The organism is Acinetobacter nosocomialis NIPH 2119, assembly GCF_000368085.1.
Lineage (GTDB): Bacteria > Pseudomonadota > Gammaproteobacteria > Pseudomonadales > Moraxellaceae > Acinetobacter > Acinetobacter nosocomialis.
In genome coordinates this window covers 1,634,306-1,651,541 of sequence record NZ_KB849239.1, presented here as the reverse complement: position 1 = coordinate 1,651,541, position 17,236 = coordinate 1,634,306, and the positions used below count along the sequence as shown (strand labels likewise).

The 17,236-nt window shown below is 36.4% G+C and carries 13 protein-coding genes; all 13 read left to right on the top strand.

Annotated features, from left to right (window positions below; translation table 11 throughout):
- Position 1: 1 nt before the first annotated feature.
- The 13 genes from tssB (at position 2) to tssA (ending at position 17,222) form a co-directional block, all read left to right on the top strand.
- On the top strand, positions 2-505 hold the full coding sequence (gene tssB / locus F984_RS11735; RefSeq protein ID WP_001119042.1) for a type VI secretion system contractile sheath small subunit: 504 nt from the start codon (positions 2-4) through the stop codon (positions 503-505).
- On the top strand, positions 498-1,979 hold the full coding sequence (gene tssC / locus F984_RS11730; protein ID WP_002048311.1) for a type VI secretion system contractile sheath large subunit: 1,482 nt from the start codon (positions 498-500) through the stop codon (positions 1,977-1,979). The genes tssB and tssC overlap by 8 nt, the downstream gene beginning before the upstream one ends.
- A gap of 49 nt (positions 1,980-2,028) precedes the next feature.
- A complete protein-coding gene (locus tag F984_RS11725) occupies positions 2,029-2,532 on the top strand; it encodes an Hcp family type VI secretion system effector (protein WP_000653195.1) in 504 nt (167 codons plus the stop codon).
- 79 nt (positions 2,533-2,611) lie between these two features.
- Positions 2,612-3,088: a type VI secretion system baseplate subunit TssE gene (gene tssE / locus F984_RS11720; RefSeq protein ID WP_002048404.1), complete on the top strand. Its 477-nt coding sequence runs from the start codon at positions 2,612-2,614 to the stop codon at positions 3,086-3,088.
- A gap of 16 nt (positions 3,089-3,104) precedes the next feature.
- Positions 3,105-4,916: a type VI secretion system baseplate subunit TssF gene (tssF, locus tag F984_RS11715; RefSeq protein WP_004709557.1), complete on the top strand. Its 1,812-nt coding sequence runs from the start codon at positions 3,105-3,107 to the stop codon at positions 4,914-4,916.
- Positions 4,880-5,878, top strand: a complete 999-nt coding sequence (gene tssG, locus F984_RS11710) for a type VI secretion system baseplate subunit TssG (RefSeq protein WP_001190390.1) — start codon at positions 4,880-4,882, stop codon at positions 5,876-5,878. Before tssF ends, tssG begins: the two co-directional genes overlap by 37 nt.
- Positions 5,875-7,287, top strand: a complete 1,413-nt coding sequence (locus tag F984_RS11705) for a hypothetical protein (RefSeq protein ID WP_004709554.1) — start codon at positions 5,875-5,877, stop codon at positions 7,285-7,287. Before tssG ends, F984_RS11705 begins: the two co-directional genes overlap by 4 nt.
- A 30-nt stretch (positions 7,288-7,317) precedes the next feature.
- The gene (gene tssM / locus F984_RS11700) at positions 7,318-11,157 is read left to right on the top strand and encodes a type VI secretion system membrane subunit TssM (protein WP_004709551.1); all 3,840 of its coding nucleotides are present in this window, start codon (positions 7,318-7,320) and stop codon (positions 11,155-11,157) included.
- A 37-nt stretch (positions 11,158-11,194) separates the two neighbouring features.
- On the top strand, positions 11,195-12,154 hold the full coding sequence (gene tagF, locus F984_RS11695) for a type VI secretion system-associated protein TagF (protein ID WP_004709550.1): 960 nt from the start codon (positions 11,195-11,197) through the stop codon (positions 12,152-12,154).
- Positions 12,155-12,156: 2 nt separating this feature from the next.
- Entirely contained in the window at positions 12,157-12,924 is a 768-nt protein-coding gene (locus F984_RS11690; protein ID WP_002048340.1) for an OmpA family protein, read from the top strand.
- Between the two features lie 16 nt (positions 12,925-12,940).
- Entirely contained in the window at positions 12,941-13,204 is a 264-nt protein-coding gene (locus F984_RS11685; protein ID WP_002048345.1) for a PAAR domain-containing protein, read from the top strand.
- 217 nt (positions 13,205-13,421) lie between these two features.
- Positions 13,422-16,106 carry a type VI secretion system ATPase TssH gene (gene tssH / locus F984_RS11680; RefSeq protein ID WP_080631561.1) on the top strand — a complete coding sequence of 895 codons (2,685 nt, stop codon included), beginning with the start codon at positions 13,422-13,424 and terminating at the stop codon, positions 16,104-16,106.
- A 21-nt stretch (positions 16,107-16,127) separates the two neighbouring features.
- A complete protein-coding gene (tssA, locus tag F984_RS11675) occupies positions 16,128-17,222 on the top strand; it encodes a type VI secretion system protein TssA (protein WP_004709545.1) in 1,095 nt (364 codons plus the stop codon).
- The last annotated feature ends 14 nt before the right edge of the window (positions 17,223-17,236 follow it).

Below are 17,236 nucleotides of genomic sequence, written 5' to 3'. Positions count from 1 at the left end.
TATGGCTAAAAGAGAAAGCGTACAAAAGAAGCTTCAACGAATTCGACCTCCTCGTGTTCAGCTTACTTACGATGTTGAAATTGGTGATGCAAAAGAAGCGAAAGAACTCCCGTTTGTTGTTGGTGTGATGGGTGACTTTTCCGCAGCATCTGAGCTTGAACGTACAAAGTTAAAAGATAAAAAATTTATTAATGTAGATTTAGATAATATCGATGAAGTAATGGAGTCGTTGTCTCCAAGAGCTGCTTTTCAGGTAGATAATACGCTAACTGAAGAGGGTGGGAAGATGGCTGTTGATTTAACATTTAAGTCAATGGAAGATTTCCGTCCTGAAAATGTTGTTCAACAAGTTGATCCATTAAAGAAATTAGTGGAGGCGCGCGAACGTTTAACTGATTTAAGAAATAAAATTTCTAACAGTGAACGTTTAGAAGATTTGCTTGATGAAGTTCTTAAAAATACTGATCAGATTCGTAAATTAAGTGCGGAGGCTGACCATGAATAATACTCAATCAGCAGCGATGCCACTTGTTGAAAATGAAGAAGTTAATCTTTTAGATTCGATTGTTGAACAAAGTCGCATTGCACGAAATGAAGAAGAACATTCACGTGCTAAAAGTTTAATTGGTGAACTTGCCAAAGAAGTAATGGCTGGAACCATTACTGTTTCTGAAAATATGACTTTATCAATTGATAAGCGTATTGCAGAAATCGATGCGCTGATTTCAAGTCAGTTAAGTCAGATTATGCACAATGAACAATTTCAAAAAATTGAATCAACGTGGCGTGGTCTTTATTACTTCTGCCAAGAAACACCTTCAAATCCGCTTATTAAAATTCGTATGTTAAATACGACAAAGAAAGAGTTGGTAAAAGATTTTCAGGGTGCTACAGATTTTGATCAAAGCACTTTATTTAAGAAAATCTATGAAGAAGAATATGGCTCTTTTGGTGGTGCACCATACTCAGCATTAATTGGTGATTTTGAGTTTGACCGCACGCCATCTGACATGTATTTGCTTGAACAAATTTCTCATGTTGCTGCAGCAGCACATGCACCATTTGTTTCGGCTGCTAGCCCAAGCATTTTAGGCCTTGAGTCATTTACAGATATTGATCGTCCTAGAGATGTTTCAAAAATCTTTGAAACTGCTGAATATGTTCAATGGCGTTCTTTCCGTGACAGTGAAGATTCACGTTATGTTGCATTGACGTTACCGCATGTTTTAGGTCGTCTCCCATATCATCCAAAAGAAGGCACTGCGACGGAAGGCTTTAATTTTATTGAAGATGTTTCTGGTGAAAATCACAATGAATATTTGTGGATGAATGCAGCTTATGCTTTTGGTACTCGTTTAACAAATGCATTTGATATGCATGGTTGGTGTGCTGCTATTCGTGGTGTTGAAGGTGGTGGTTTGGTTGAAGGTTTACCAGTCCATACATTTAAAACACAAGATGGTGAAGTGGTATTTAAGTGTCCAACTGAAATTGCAATTACAGATCGTCGTGAGAAAGAGCTAAGCGATCTAGGCTTTATTCCATTAGTACATTGTAAAAATACAGATTACGCAGCTTTCTTTGGTGCGCAATCAACTCAAAAACCTAAAAAATATGACAACGATACTGCCAATGCAAACTCGGCTTTATCAAGTCAAATTCAGTACATCATGGCTGTTTCACGTATTGCACATTACTTAAAAGCAATGATGCGAGATAAAGTGGGTAGTTTTGCTTCTGCTGGTAATGTCGAAGCATTTTTAAACGAGTGGTTGTCACAGTATGTATTACTTGATGATGGCGCTTCTCAAGAAGCAAAAGCTCAATACCCATTACGTGAAGCGTCTGTAAAAGTTGTAGAAGATCCTGCTCAACCAGGTCACTACAAATCTGTGGTTTTCTTGCGACCACATTTCCAGCTGGATGAGTTGTCGGTTTCTTTACGACTTGTCACTGAGTTGCCTCAGTCCTCAAATTAATCAAGGTCAGCTAAAGAATAACTTTAAATTAAAAATAGGAAAGTTCTAAATGAAAGATATATACGTTGAGTTTCGCGGTAAATATAAAGTTGATGGAGAATCTCGTGATTCTGAGCACAAAGGTTGGTTAGAAGTTAACTCTTGGTCTCATAACATTCGTCAACCTAAATCTGCTACTTCAAGTAGCGTAGGTGGTCACACTGCTGAGCGTGTTGAACATTCTGACATGGTTTTCGTAAAAGACTTAGATGCTACTAGCCCTAAACTATGGGAAGCATGTTCAGCTGGTTATACATTTGATGAAGTACAAATCGACTTTTATCGTGCAAATGGCGATAAACGTATCAAGTACTTACAAATCAAATTGAAGCACGTTCTAGTTTCTAGCGTGACTCCAACTGTTAACGAAGAAGGCGTTCCTACAGAAGCATTTGGCTTGAAATATGCTGCTGTTGAGTGGACTTATAACCAACAAGATATTAACGGTACTGCTAAAGGTGCTGTTACTAAGAAATGGTCACTTTCTAATAATACAGCTTCTTACGCAGCTTAATTATTTAAGTGAATATTTGGTGGAGGCTGACATAAAGTTAGCCTCTGCTGTCTCTAAATATGCTTTGTTGTGAACTCGAATGAACTTAGATCGGCTTTATCCATACGGATTTCGTTCAACTTTATTTGATCGCTTAATTCCAGAAAGTGAAGATTATGCAAAAGGTCTTTCTATTCAGCAATTAAGAGAATCTGTAGCAAAGGATTTAGAAGATTTGCTCAATAGTCGGGTAGCAAAGTTAGATCATGTAGTTGATGACTATCCACTTGTAAAGAAATCGATACTTCAGTTTGGGATTATTGATTTTGTAGGGCTCTCTACAGCCAACCCTTTAGACCGAGATAAAATTTGCCAATCCATTGAGCAATCCATAGCAGCTCATGAGCCTCGGCTAAGACAAATACGGGTAGAGATGTTGTTAGATGGACATAATATGGGCGCATTATGTTTAAGTATTCAGGCTTATCTAAATATTCACCCTCTATATGAACCTGTTGTATTTGATGCATTGTTAAAACCAACAACGCAGCAGTATGTAATTTCAGCGAGAACTTAAGCGTAGTGGGTGTGTTGTGATAGAAGAGCTTTTACCGTTTTATGAAAAACAATTACAAGAATTTGGTCAGCAATCTCGAGAATTTGCCCAAAAATATCCAAAAATTGCTCAGCGCTTATCTTTAAATCAAGAGCAAATTGATGACCCGCATATTGAACGTCTGATTCAGGCTTTTTCGCTGATTGCGGCTCGAATCGATAAAAAACTTACAGACAGTTATGATGTTTTTACTCGTTCTTTATTTGAGGTAATGTTTCCTCAATACTTACGTCATTTTCCTGCTTGTTCTGTCGTTAGTTTTGAAGATATTAATAAAATTAAACAGCTTACCGAACCTCATCTTGTACCTGATCATACCGTTTTGAAATCTCGTAGTTTTAAAGGGGTACAGTGTGAGTTCAATACAACTCAAGATGTAAAATTACTACCTATTCATTTAAGTGGTTTAGATTTTAAAACTACACCTAGTGCACATATGCACTTAAATCAAAATGCGACGTTAAGTTTTAAATTTGAAATTTTTAATAGCGCTCATGCATCTTTAGTTCACGAAAAGCTTCCTATTTATTTGGATGCTATTTCTAATTTTCCTCTTCAAGTACTTGATAGCATTTTTAAAAAAGGGACCAGTTTTGCACTTAAACATGGGCAAAAGATTGTAGAATTGGGTAAAAATCCATTCGAGCTGATAGGTTTTTCTGAACAAGAAAGTCTATTACCCCTCGATCAACATACGCATCATGCTTATCGTTTATTAATGGAGTATTTTTGTTTCCCAGAAAAGTTTAGCTATCTGAAACTTGATTTAGATTTTTTAAAGGGGTTACCTCAGCAAGTATCCGAATTTGAGCTTCTCACTCATTTCAAATTAAATTTAAACGATCAAGCCGTTGTTAGAAACTATTCTGAATTAAATATTGCAAACTTTAAATTGTTTACTACCCCAGTAATCAACTTATTCGAAAAATATGCCGAACCTCAAAAGATAGTTCATAAGCAACTCGAATATCCACTGGTTACAGATGCTCATCATCCTGAATTTTATCAAGTATATTCAATACTTGAGATGAATATGGTACGTGAAAAAACAAATCAAGAAGAAAGTTATGTTCCTGTTTTACCGTTTTTTGCAATGAGTCATTATCACAATGATACAGCTCGCTTTTTTTACTCAGTGAATTATCAAAAGTTACAGTCTAATTTTGTTGAAATGGGCTATTCCATTATTTCTAAAAATCTAAATCCATTTTCAACACGCTCAGATTTTATTAGTACCAAATTATTATGTTCAAACCGTGATTTGCCTCATGAAGCACTTGGTCAGTCTAATAACGTATTAAATTTAAACGATAGTAGCTTGGCGAGACGTGCGATTGTCTTAAAGCGACCAACCAAACCTTATAAGTTTGAACAAGGCCAAAGTGAGCAATGGCGTGTGATTTCGCATCTTTCATTAAATAGCTTAGCGCTTATGAAAGGGGATGCTGTTTCTCATGTTAAAGAGCTGTTGGCTTTATATAACTTACCGCAGTCAAAAGAAAATTATTTAATTATTGAATCAATTAAAAAATTAGAATTTTCACTTACCCATAAACTTGTAGATGGCAAACCATTTCCAATGTTTGTGAGAGGGGTAAAAGCTGAATTACAAATTGATTCATCTGTATTTAGAGGGCATAGCTTATATATTTTTAGTCAATTATTAAGTCGTGTTTTTAATTTAAAGGTTCAAATTAATAGTTTTGTTGATTTGGTGGTTAATGATTATTCATCTCAGCAGGAGTTATACCAATGCAGTCAGAACGTTGGTGGCAAGACTCTTCTATAACGGCTGAGTTGTTTCAACGCCCCAAATCTTTTGAATTTATTCAAGCAACACGGTTATTGCGTCATAGCCCAGCTAATGATGCCTGTTCGTCATGGACTGATCATTTCAAATTTGAGACCTCGTTTAACTTAAACTTTCCGGCCACTGAAATTGAAAGTTTAGAATTAGTAGATGAGCGTGTTCATTTAACAAACTTGATTGTTGGCCTTACCGGTATACAAGGGGCATTACCTTATACTTATACAAATAAAATTAAGCAGGCTCCACGGCAGCAACGAGCTGAAACTAAAGAGTTTTTGAGTTTATTTAATCATAAGTTAACTGGTCAGTATGTAGAGTCAAGTATTACTTATCACTTGCCTGTGCGATATGAAATAGAAAATAAAAATGATTATTTGGATATCCTGCATGCTTTAAATGGTTATGTTCGATCACAACATCAACAACAAGATTTGGATGAATATTTTGCTGAATTTTCGGGCTTAATGCAGGGGCAAAATAATACCGTTCATGCTTTGAAAACAATGTTGAGTTGTATATTTAAGCATGAAATTACAATTAAAGAGTTCATACAAGAATCATTTAAGTTAGCAAGTGATCAGTTAACAACTTTAGGTGGAAGCCAGCCTAGCTTACTTGGTATTAACACGTTTTGTGGGGAAACGATTCAACAAATTGATGGAAAAATTGAGATTCAGATAGGTCCACTTAAGCGTCAGCAATATTTAAAGTTTTTACCTCACCAAGAGCTTAGTTTAAAGCTTAAAAAAATTGTAGAAACATGGTGCAGTCCGACACTTTCAATCGATCTAAGACTGATATTAGATGAGTCGGAAATACAACCTGTTCGCCTGACTCAAAGCCAAGCCAATGGCTTAGGGCAAGGTGCTTTTTTAATGTCTCGCAAGCCTAGCACCCATAGCCATGAAACATGTTATAGCCTTATTGGAGAGCAAATATGATTAAAAAAATATTACTCTCATTCATCGCTATTTTTACACTTGTTAGTGGATTGATTATTTTCTACTGGCGCGATGTTCAATATAACCCTGATAAAGGGGATTTTTTCCTTTATTTTCTTTTGTTACCGGCAATTATTACATTGGCGATCTTATCGCCTTGGCTGATTTATAGCGTTTATAAAAGTTATAAAGAAAAGAAAGAGAAAGTTGTAAGTCAAAGCCAAAATGATGATAGCCAAAAACAAACGACTACACCTGATCAGCCTCTAGAGCAGTTAGATTTTCATATTTACTCTGCTTTTGCTATACATGCATTGGGCGAGAATGAAACTATTATTAAAGAAATACAAGATTTCAAAAGTCCAGAGCTTGATGATCAGTTGTTAAATTCTTATGGATTGCCACTTTTATCCTATCGAATTAAAGATTTGGCCGAGTCGGATGAAGAGGATTTTGAATACGCAGCTTCACCAAGACAAATTCGTATTATGTCTTTAATAAGACAGCAATTAGAACAAAACATAGAGAATTTGTATCGCTTGGCTGAACATTTAAAGCGTTCAATTTTATTTTATGAATCTCATCAGATCCGTGAATATCACATGCATCCTGCATGGGTTGATCCAAATTCTGAATATGAAGATACAGAAACACCTGTAGTTGAAGTACATCGTTTAAATCGACTGAATTTACATATTCTTCTTCCAGAAGATTTATTGCATATATGGAATGATGAGCAAAGTAACGATTTAATTTTAGAGTTCTTTACTGAAATTGGCATTATTTCCCAAAAAGTTCATATCGAATATCACTTTTTGGGAGAACGTGTGGCTTATCAAGAGTTTATTCATTTATTAAAACGTATTCAAAAGAAAGAGCATGAAATATTTCTCGTGCTTGCCGTTGATTCAGAAATTGATCAAGACCTGATTGATGAAAAGTCTTGGATGGTTAAGGATTATATTCCGGCGGAGTTTGCTACAAGCTGCCTTATTGCAGATCCCTCCTTAAAAATTGAAGAACTTGAACCCGCTAAAAATTTAAAAGTCGTAATTGGTCAAGAAAAAACTGCAAAAGTTCTTAATATCCTGAATTTAAATGAATTGCCGCAGTACGAGGGGGATGAGCCATATGTACTTATTGTTTCAGATCAGACAGATATAAAAGCAGCGAAGCATTTGCAGCAGCAACTTACGCAAACTTCTGTTGAACCGCATCACTTTATTTATGTGAAATCTTCATTGGGGCATACTCAGCATTTAGTTGATATTTATGGCTTTATGCTCAGTATGCATTTTCCTGAACATATCGTTCCTTTTGTCTTTGGCGAAAATACGGTGTCAGCACATACCTTTGTGCAGAGTGTCACTGAAAATTCAGAAGATGATGCGATGGTGTTGAATAGCTAATTTAAACTTTGAACTTAGAACGAGAATAGAATGCATACAATTTTAGGCTACTTGTGGCAGTACATCACGAATCCTAAAGCAATTATCGCCTTGTCATTGTTCGTGGCATTGATGTCTTCCTATACTTCAATTCCTCACCATATATTTTGGGCTTTAGCATTTGCTTATGCTTTAGGGCTCATTGTTTATGGAATTTATTGGCTAATTCAGCGAAAAAAGCATGCCGTTCAAGGTGAAGAGCTTGCTGAAGCGATAGAAAAAGATACCCAAGCTGAGTACGGCAAAAATAAAGATAAAGAAGAGCTGCAACTTATCAGCCAACAAATGAAAGAATCTATTCAATTGATTCGTAAATCAAAGCTAGGAGATAAGAAGGGTAATGCAGCACTATATGAGTTGCCGTGGTATATGGTTATTGGTAATCCAGCCGCTGGTAAAAGTTCTGCAATCTATAATTCTGGTTTAAAGTTTCCTTTTGAAGAAACACATCAAAAAATGGTTTCGGCCGGTTTAAGTGGTACCCGTAATTGTGACTGGTTCTTTTCTACAGAAGGTATTTTATTAGATACGGCTGGTCGTTATTCGGTATATAGCGAAGATCATTCAGAATGGTTAGGTTTTTTAAATATATTAAAGAAAAACCGTTCTAAAGCTCCAGTGAATGGCTTAATTCTTATTGTAAGTATTGCTGAACTGGTGAGCCAAAGTCCTGAACATTCATTGAAGCTTGCTAAAAATTTACGTGCTCGTATTCAAGATTTAACGGAACGTTTAGAAGTTGTAGTACCCGTTTATTTAGTCTTTTCAAAAATGGATTTGATTGCGGGTTTTACCGAATTTTTCGAGTTCTATGAAGTACAAGAATATAATCAGGCATGGGGTGCAACACTGCCATACGAGCAGAATTCTTCTCATAATGCTGTAGATCTTTTTGAGAAACACTACAATATTCTTTACGATGGTTTAAAAGGGGTAAGCTCGACCCATCTTAGTCGTCGACACTCTCAAAATATCTCACCGAGTGTGATGACCTTCCCATTAGAATTTAAAACATTAAAACCTGCATTAAAAAGTTTTATTGCTACACTTTTTGAAGATAACCCTTACCAGTTCCAACCAGTTTTCCGTGGTTTCTATTTCACAAGTGCCTTGCAAGAGGGTGTAATAGAAAGCCCAATGACTGAGCAAATTGCACAAGAATTTCAGCTTTCTCAAATTGCTCAAAATGAAGTAAGAGATCAATTAAAAACAACGCCTAACCATGGTTATTTCTTAAAAGGCTTATTTTCAGATGTTATTTTAAGAGATAAAGATTTAGTTAAACAGCATGTAAATGCAGGTAAAAAGCGTCAGCGTTATATTGCATTTATTGGTGCTTTAGCTGGCGTTTCAATTATTCTGGGTGTGTGGGTTTGGTCGTATCGCAATAACCAACAACTTATTGGTGAAGTTCAAGCCGATTTAAATAAAGTTGTTCAGTTAGAGAAGGGTTCGGGTCAACAATTATCAACTCAATTGGAAGCCCTACTTATTTTACAAAGACGTCTACAGCAATTAGACGAGTTTGATGAAAATAGACCTCTAAAATTTAGTTTTGGTTTATATCAAGGCAATGAATTACGTGAAAAATTAAAAGCTGAATATTTAAAAGGCGTTAAACAAATTGTTTTAACACCTACTCAGCAAAATATTGCTCAGTATTTGCAACGTGTGAAAAATAATGAAGCGACTTTAAAAGCAAATCATACCAACGTTGAGATTAAGCAAACTGCTCAAACTCAGCAATATTTAGAACCGTCAGATACCAACCCTCAAGATGCTTATAATGCATTAAAAGCATATTTGATGATGAGTAATCCACAGTATATGGATGCAAGTCACTTAAGCGATCAGGTAACGCGTTTCTGGCGTTCTTGGCTAGATGCTAATAAAGGGCAAATGCCACGTGCAGATATGATTCAGGAAGCTGAACAGATCTTGTCGTATGCAATGACATTAGCAAATGATAAGCAGTTCCCAATTTTGGATGCTGACTCTCAATTAGTTGATCAGACACGTCAAGTATTGCTCTCTGTGATTAGAGGTATGCCAGCACGTGACCGTGTTTATAACGAAATTAAAATGCGTGCTGCTGTTCGCTTCCCAGCTTTGACAGTAAGTCAAATTGTTGGTGAGGCAAATAAAAATGTTGTGTTAGGCAGCTATGCATTACCAGGTGTATTTACTCAAAAAGCTTGGAATGACTACGTAGAAAAAGCCATTGAGGAAGCAGCAGATAAGCCTACAGATAGTAAAGACTGGGTGCTTAATAGCCGTCAATCTGATGACTTAACTTTCTCGGGTAGCCCAGAGCAAATTAGAAAGCAGCTCACAGCACTTTATAAGCAAGAATATATCGCGGAATGGAGAAAATTCTTAAGTGGTATTCACTATGCAAAAGCAAATCAATTTGCTCAGCAAGTCAAAAATATTGATGTATTAGGTGAGCCACAAAATTCACCAATTCGCACGCTTATTGAACGTGTAGCTATTGAAACAAATTGGGACAATCCAGTTGTTCAAGCAGAATTAGCTGCTCCTCAAAAAGGATTTATTGCATGGTTCAAACGCAAAGTCTTAAACCGTGATGATAAACAATTAGCAAATCAAGCAGTTGCTAATGCTCAAGGTGCTATTTCTCAAGAATATCAAATGTTCTATCAGTTGGTTCGTAAACGTGATGATCAACAGGGTAAATCTTTACTTGATGAATATATGACAAATCTTGCTTTAGTGCGTAGTAAGTTTAATGAACTTAAAAATGCGGGTGAGGTTGGGCCAAGTGCTATGACATTGGTTAAGCAAACCTTAAATGAGCAGACATCGGTATTTAATCAGACTCAAAAAATTGTAGATGAAAAAATGGCGGTTGGTTTCAGTGAAATTGATCAGCAATTGCTACAAAAATTAGTGGTAAGTCCTCTTACACAAGCTTTTGAAAGTCTAATTACACCGACTCAAGATGAAATTAATAAACTTTGGGTTATGCAAGCGTATCAGCCATTTACTACAAATCTTGCTAAGAAATATCCATTTAACTCATCCGCTTCTTTACAAGCAACAAGTAGTGAAATTGGTCAAATTCTTGGTGAAAACGGTAGCATTTCCCGTTTTGTTAAAGAGAGCTTAGACCCATTTGTTATTCGTCGTGGCTATACCTTAACTTCAAAAACATGGAAAGATTTGGGTATTAGTTTAAACCCGCAATTTGTAATGAATTTCCAGCGCTATGTTGCACCTACAAATGGTATGGCAACTGGGGAATTAAATAGTCAGGCACCAGCGGCTCCGGCAACAAATCAGTCTAACTTCCAGTTCTACCCAATTCAAAACCCGCAATTGCTTTCATATACCGTTGATATTGATGGTCAGCGTATGACTTATGAAAATGGTGTACAGCAATGGGTTAACTTTATTTGGCCAAATCAAGGCAGCATTCCTGGTGCGCGTATTACGGCTGTAGATTTACAAGGTCAAACCCATACGATTTTTGATGAGCCAGGTGAATATGGTATTAACCGCTTAATTGATAGTGCACAGCGTAAAGAGCAGAACGGTGGTTTCGAAATGCTTTGGCGCAGTAAGACGGATCCATCATTGTTTGTGAAAATGAACTTCCGTCTTATTAGTAGTAACTCAGGCAGTATCGGCTCAAGTCGCGGTTACTCTGGTATGCAATTGGTTGACAAAGTTACTGCTGATAAAGCTGCCCGTGTTGTATCGGCGCAGCAAGCACCAGCTCAGGCTGCTGCTCCTACAAAACCTGCAAATCCAGTTGCTGCATTAACACAACCTGCTGCAACTCAACCAACTGCGGGAGTTAAGCCATGACAGGGAAAGTAACCTCAACATTAAAGGAGGAGGTCTAATGCATACATTAAAAACAACTCCTCTGTATTATGGGAAGAGTCCGGCACGCGGTGATTTCTTAAAAACAAAGGGTCAATATGCCTTAATACAGGTGCTTGACCAGTGGATTACAGAAGCGCTGGAGTATGCAATGCAATCTACTACGTTCAAAGAGGCATATGGTACGTTGCCTCCATTGGACTTCTTTATTGCAAATCCACAAGAAAATATGTTTTTAGCTGCAAATTTACTGGCGAGCGAAGACAGTTCAGGCCGAGCTTTTCCAATGGTACTCAGTCATTTACTTGAGATTGATTTACCTTACGAAAATTTATTATATGCGCCTTATAGTTATAAGCATGTATTAGTTGATTTATTTCAAAATAATCGTGCTTTAAGAGGTATTAAAGATTCTGATTTATTATTTGGTAAGCTCAATCATTTACCAAATCAAATTCAAGTTTTATCTGAACGTGAATGTGTCGGTTTTTATGAAAACCATACAATGCATTCGTTTGCTCAGTTAATGAAGCTAAGTATTTATGAATTAGCTCAAAGTATGATTGGGCTAGGTTTATTACTGCAGCCAATTTTACAAAATGGAACCAGTCGCTTAAATAAAGTACTAATTTTGCCGATTAATAATCCTGCTTATTGTTATGAAATAGCAGCATTCTGGGTCAGTATCATTTGTCGTTTTTTAAAACACCATAATACTGAAGTCTTGATTGGATTGTTACATCGAGAGCAGCCAGTATTATTCTTTGGTTTTCAGGGTGCGGATATTTTAGCTCTTAGCGATATTTTTACTCAGAATATGGATAGTAAACATTGGGTTTCTTTAATAGAAGCTCAATGGATTGATACTTATTTGGAACAAAATGCTGGTTTAGCTACGCTAGAACAATCTTTATGCCAACGCCAATTAAGTTTAAATCAAGGTTTAAAACTATTTAGACAGACTTTTTTGGGTGAATAACAATGAATCAAAAATATCAAATTAAACTTTCACAATTAATAAAAGGCTGTTGTATCTATGCGATTGCGAATTATGCTTTAGCACAGCCAATCGTTGTTGAAGGTGTCGTGCCAAACGAAGCAAGTAAACAGGCTATTTTAATGAAAATGCAGTCTGTTTATGGTGCAGACCAAGTGGTAGATAAAATACAAGTTCGACCAGTAGCAGCTCCAAATGGCTGGAGTGACTCTGTAACAAGAGTGATTACACCAGATCTTAAAAAAGTTTCTCAGGGCAAGTTAAGTGTTAACGGCACGCGATTTGAACTGACTGGAAAAATGCTAAATCCTACAGAAATACAACCAACTATTCAGATATTTCAGGGTTTAGTACAGCCACCATATCAATTATTTTCACAGCTTTCTGTAAATCAGGCAGAGCAGAAAGTCATTGATGATGCTTTAAAAAATCGAATTATTGAATTTGAATCTGGTAGTGCAGTGCTCACAGATGCTGGCCAAAAAATTCTTGATGAAATGGCGGTTGCTTTAAATAAAGTTGGCGGTAAAAAAGTCAAAATTGTAGGACATACTGATAGTTCTGGAGATGCGACTAAAAACTTAAAACTCAGTCAAGACCGTGCATTAGCAGTTAAAAATTATTTGGTGAGTAAGAACATTCCTGCTGATCATTTGTCTGCAGAAGGACTAGGTTCGACTAAACCTGTAGCAGATAATACGTCTCCAGAAGGCAGAAAGAAAAACCGTCGAATTGAGTTCACCGTTTTATAAACATAAGGAGAAGAATATGGCTAGCCCTTATATTACGATTGGTTGCCCAACGACAGGTGGAGGACAAGTCATTTCTGGTAATAGTGCATTTTTAATAGATGGAATTGCAATTGCGTGTGTAGGTGACAAAGCAACTTGTCCGGCTCATAAAACGGTTTCTACGATTGTTTCTGGAGATCCAAATATGCAAGTCATGGGAAAATCAGCAGCAAGAGTAAATGATTCATTATCTTGTGGTTGTAAATTATTACCGAAACAAAGTTTGGTTAATCAAGGATAGCAGAGGATATATCTTTTCACTTAAACTATTAACTTGAAAAGATATATCTACTAATTAAATGTTCTTAATGATATTAGATTTTTTATATTGAGATAAGAAATCGAACAAATCATATTAATGATTATGATGCTAGGTTGTTTGTCGGATAAAGCTAAATTTTGGTAATATACGGGCATTATGATTTTAAGTATTAAATTATTTAAAAATATTGAGAGTAATGATGAGTAGTTTAAAAATTTTAATTACAAAACTTTCTACAGTTGCGCGCACTGCTTTAGAAAAATCGGCTAATGCTTGTGTTCTTCAGCAAAACTACGAAATTGAAATTGAACATTTATTTTTAGAGCTACTTAATCAGTCTTTAGAAAATGATTTAAAAATTTTATTAAAAAAATATAAAATCTCAGCTGACGCTTTGGCAGATGATTTAAAAGAGACAATCTCTCAATTACCAAAAGGTAATACACGTACTCCAATTTTTGCTAAATCCATTGTTCGTTTATTTGAGCAAGCTTGGTTATTGGCTTCGGCAGAACAAAAACCTGTCATTCGTAGTGGTCATTTGTTAGTTGCATTATTAACTGCGCCAGATTTATATCAAATTGCAACAAGAGCTTCGAGTTTATTTGATCTTTTACCGATAGACTCAATGAAGCATAAATTTCTTGAGATTTGTGAAAAGAGTGTAGAACAACAAGAAGAACCTAAAACTTCTTCACAAGAAGAAGCTGAGCTAGAACAAGTTGCTACTCCAAATGTAAAAACTCAAAAAACACCAGCTTTAGATCAATATACGATTAATTTAACTGAAAAAGCGAAGAATGGTGGAATTGATCCAGTTATTGGGCGTGAATTTGAAATTCGTTTAATGCTCGATATTTTAATGCGCAGACGCCAAAATAACCCGATTTTAACTGGCGAACCAGGTGTAGGTAAAACAGCTGTAGTTGAAGGGCTAGCTTTAAAAATTGCTCAAGGTTTAGTTCCTGAGGCTTTAAAAAATGTACATTTGCATGTTTTGGATATGGGTCTTTTACAAGCAGGTGCAAGTGTTAAAGGTGAGTTTGAAAACCGTTTAAAACAAGTGATTCAGGAAGTTCAGGCTTCGGCTCATCCTATTATTTTATTCATTGATGAAGCACATACGCTTATTGGTGCAGGTGGCCAAGCAGGGCAAAACGATGCTGCTAACCTTTTAAAACCTGCTCTTGCACGTGGTGAGCTACGAACGATTGCTGCAACAACATGGGCTGAATATAAACAGTATTTTGAAAAAGATGCTGCCTTAAGCCGCCGTTTTCAGGTCGTAAAGGTTGAAGAGCCGACCGAAGAAGTTGCTGTTGATATGTTACGTGCAATGATTCCAGTAATGCAGAAGCACTTTAATTTACAAATTGATGATGAAGCAATTATCACAGCTGTACATGCTTCTCATCGCTATATTAGTGGTCGTCAACTCCCGGATAAAGCAGTAAGTGTTCTTGATACTGCGGCAGCACGTGTAGCGTTGACCCAAAATGCACAGCCAGTCAAACTTGATCAATTGAAGGCACAAGAACATAACTTAAAGCTTGAGCAACAGATTTTGGAAAATGAACATCGTCAGATTCCAATACACCATGAACGATTAGAGAATCTGAAGAATCATTTAGAGTCTTTACAAAACGAGATTCAAGAAACTCAGAAACAATGGCAAAAAGAATTAGAGCTAGTTCGTAAAATTCAGGAATTAGAAGCGCAAAGCCATTCTAATGAGTCTGAAGCCTATGATCAGATTAATTTAATGCGCAAAGATCTTGCTGATATTCAAGGTCAACAGCCATTAGTTTTTGAGCGTGTAAATTCTCAAATTATTAATGAAATTATTTCTGATTGGACCGGTATTCCTGTTGGGAAAATGGTAAATGATGAAATTAAGCAAATCTTAACGCTTGAAGATAAATTGGGCGAGCGTGTAATGGGCCAAGATTATGCACTTACACAATTGGTTCAAGGTATTAAAACATCAAAGGCTAAATTAGAAGATCCAAATAAACCTCAAGGTGTATTCCTTTTAGTTGGCCCTAGCGGAGTGGGTAAGACTGAAACCGCAATTACCTTAGCAAATGAGCTATATGGTGGTGAGCAGCATTTAATCACGATTAATATGTCTGAATATCAAGAAGCACATACGGTATCTTCACTTAAAGGTGCACCTCCAGGATATGTGGGCTATGGTCAAGGTGGTGTGTTAACCGAAGCAGTACGCCGTAATCCTTATAGTGTTGTATTACTCGACGAAATTGAAAAAGCACATAGCGATGTGCAAGAGCTGTTCTACCAAGTATTTGATAAAGGTACTTTAGAAGATGGTGAAGGTCGCGTTATTGATTTTAAAAACACGACAATTTTATTAACTTCAAATGCAGGTTCTAGTGCAATTATGCAGGCGTGTTTAAATCAGCCTGTTGAAGAGTGGCCTACAGCAGAAGAGTTAATTGAGCATTTAAAACCAAGTTTATATAAACAATTTAAACCAGCCTTTTTAGGACGTATGAGAGTTGTGCCATATTTTCCGTTGCATGACGATTTATTAGTTCGAATTATTAAACACAAGTTGGGCAAAATTACCGCTCGAATCGAAAAACAATATGGAACAGCAGTCCAATATTCAGAGGATTTAGTCGAGTTACTACTTAGCCGTTGTACTGAAGTGGATAGTGGCGCCCGTAATGTCGATAACATCTTAAATTCGACAGTTTTACCTGCTTTGGCAACTGAGATTTTAGTGGCGTTAGCAGATCAAAAATTGCCGAAAGTAATCATGATTGATGCCAAAGATGATGAAATCCAATATTTACTAGATCCTGTGGCGAAGCCTGCTAAAAAACGGACTAGTAAAAAGTTGAAATCAGAAGTTTAAAATTAATAGAGCTAAAATTAGATGAGTATTGATATTTCTGAACTACTTAAACCCATTAATGACAGCTTAGTTTGTGGAGAGGATTATTCATTTTCTAATGAATTTCACGAAATAAAGAAAGCGAGAACAGAGGATGATCTATTATTAGATCAGGGGGATTGGGTTGCTGAGCGGAAACAGGCAGATTGGGATTTTGTCGCAAAGAGCGTCAGTAATTTGCTCACAGAAAAAACCAAAGATATCCGTCTATTAACATGGTTAATAGAAGCCTGGACTCATCTAAATGGCTTTGAGGGTATGGTAAAGAGTTTAACTTTAACCCATACCATCCTGAACCAATATTGGCAGGATATTCATCCGATTATTGAAGATGATGATTTAGACCAACGTATTGGTTTATTACAAGGTTTAATTAATCAGTTGCCTGGTTTGTTGAAGAAAGTATCTTTAACTAACACAGCGCCTTATTACAACTTACTTGATTACGATAATTTTCTATACCATGAAAATATTCGTCGTAAGCAAACTGAAGAGTACGACAGCCAGTCAGGTCCATCTGAATTGGAACAATTTGATCAAGCAATTTTTAATACGTCTAAAACCTTTCAATATACAAATTATCAAGAGTTTACTTCGGTTCTAACGGAGTGGAATGTTTTAAAACAGACGCTTGATCACTTAATGGGATTAGATGCACCAAGTTTTGCTGCAATTGATTCTGCATTTGAAACCATTCACAGCACCTTACGCAAGATTTATAAAGCAGAGGCTTTTGGTAGTGGGCTTGCCCAAACCCAAGAACAGATCGCTGTTATTACGACTCCATCTATGGAAAATCAAGTGCCTGTACAAATCGTATCAGAACAGCCTATGTTTCAGCCTCAAGCACAAACTCACTTGGCTAACCGTGAGCAAGCAATGAAAGTGCTACAAGAAATAGCCGATTATTTTCAGGCCAACGAGCCACATAGTCCTGTGAGTTATATGCTTCAAAAGACCATTAAATGGAGTCAAATGCCATTACATGAATGGTTGGCACAAGTCATTAAAGATGAAAACCCATTACAAATGGTTCAGGAAATGTTAGGTGTGCAGCCTAAAAATGAATATGAATAAAGATTGGTAAAGAC

Coding starts and splice junctions, on each gene's coding strand:
- F984_RS11685 (WP_002048345.1), top strand. CDS start 12,941: ATGGCTAGCCCTTATATTACGATTGGTTGCCCAACGACAGGTGGAGGA.
- tssH (WP_080631561.1), top strand. CDS start 13,422: ATGATGAGTAGTTTAAAAATTTTAATTACAAAACTTTCTACAGTTGCG.
- F984_RS11725 (WP_000653195.1), top strand. CDS start 2,029: ATGAAAGATATATACGTTGAGTTTCGCGGTAAATATAAAGTTGATGGA.
- F984_RS11690 (WP_002048340.1), top strand. CDS start 12,157: ATGAATCAAAAATATCAAATTAAACTTTCACAATTAATAAAAGGCTGT.
- F984_RS11705 (WP_004709554.1), top strand. CDS start 5,875: ATGATTAAAAAAATATTACTCTCATTCATCGCTATTTTTACACTTGTT.
- tagF (WP_004709550.1), top strand. CDS start 11,195: ATGCATACATTAAAAACAACTCCTCTGTATTATGGGAAGAGTCCGGCA.
- tssM (WP_004709551.1), top strand. CDS start 7,318: ATGCATACAATTTTAGGCTACTTGTGGCAGTACATCACGAATCCTAAA.
- tssB (WP_001119042.1), top strand. CDS start 2: ATGGCTAAAAGAGAAAGCGTACAAAAGAAGCTTCAACGAATTCGACCT.
- tssC (WP_002048311.1), top strand. CDS start 498: ATGAATAATACTCAATCAGCAGCGATGCCACTTGTTGAAAATGAAGAA.
- tssA (WP_004709545.1), top strand. CDS start 16,128: ATGAGTATTGATATTTCTGAACTACTTAAACCCATTAATGACAGCTTA.
- tssG (WP_001190390.1), top strand. CDS start 4,880: ATGCAGTCAGAACGTTGGTGGCAAGACTCTTCTATAACGGCTGAGTTG.
- tssE (WP_002048404.1), top strand. CDS start 2,612: ATGAACTTAGATCGGCTTTATCCATACGGATTTCGTTCAACTTTATTT.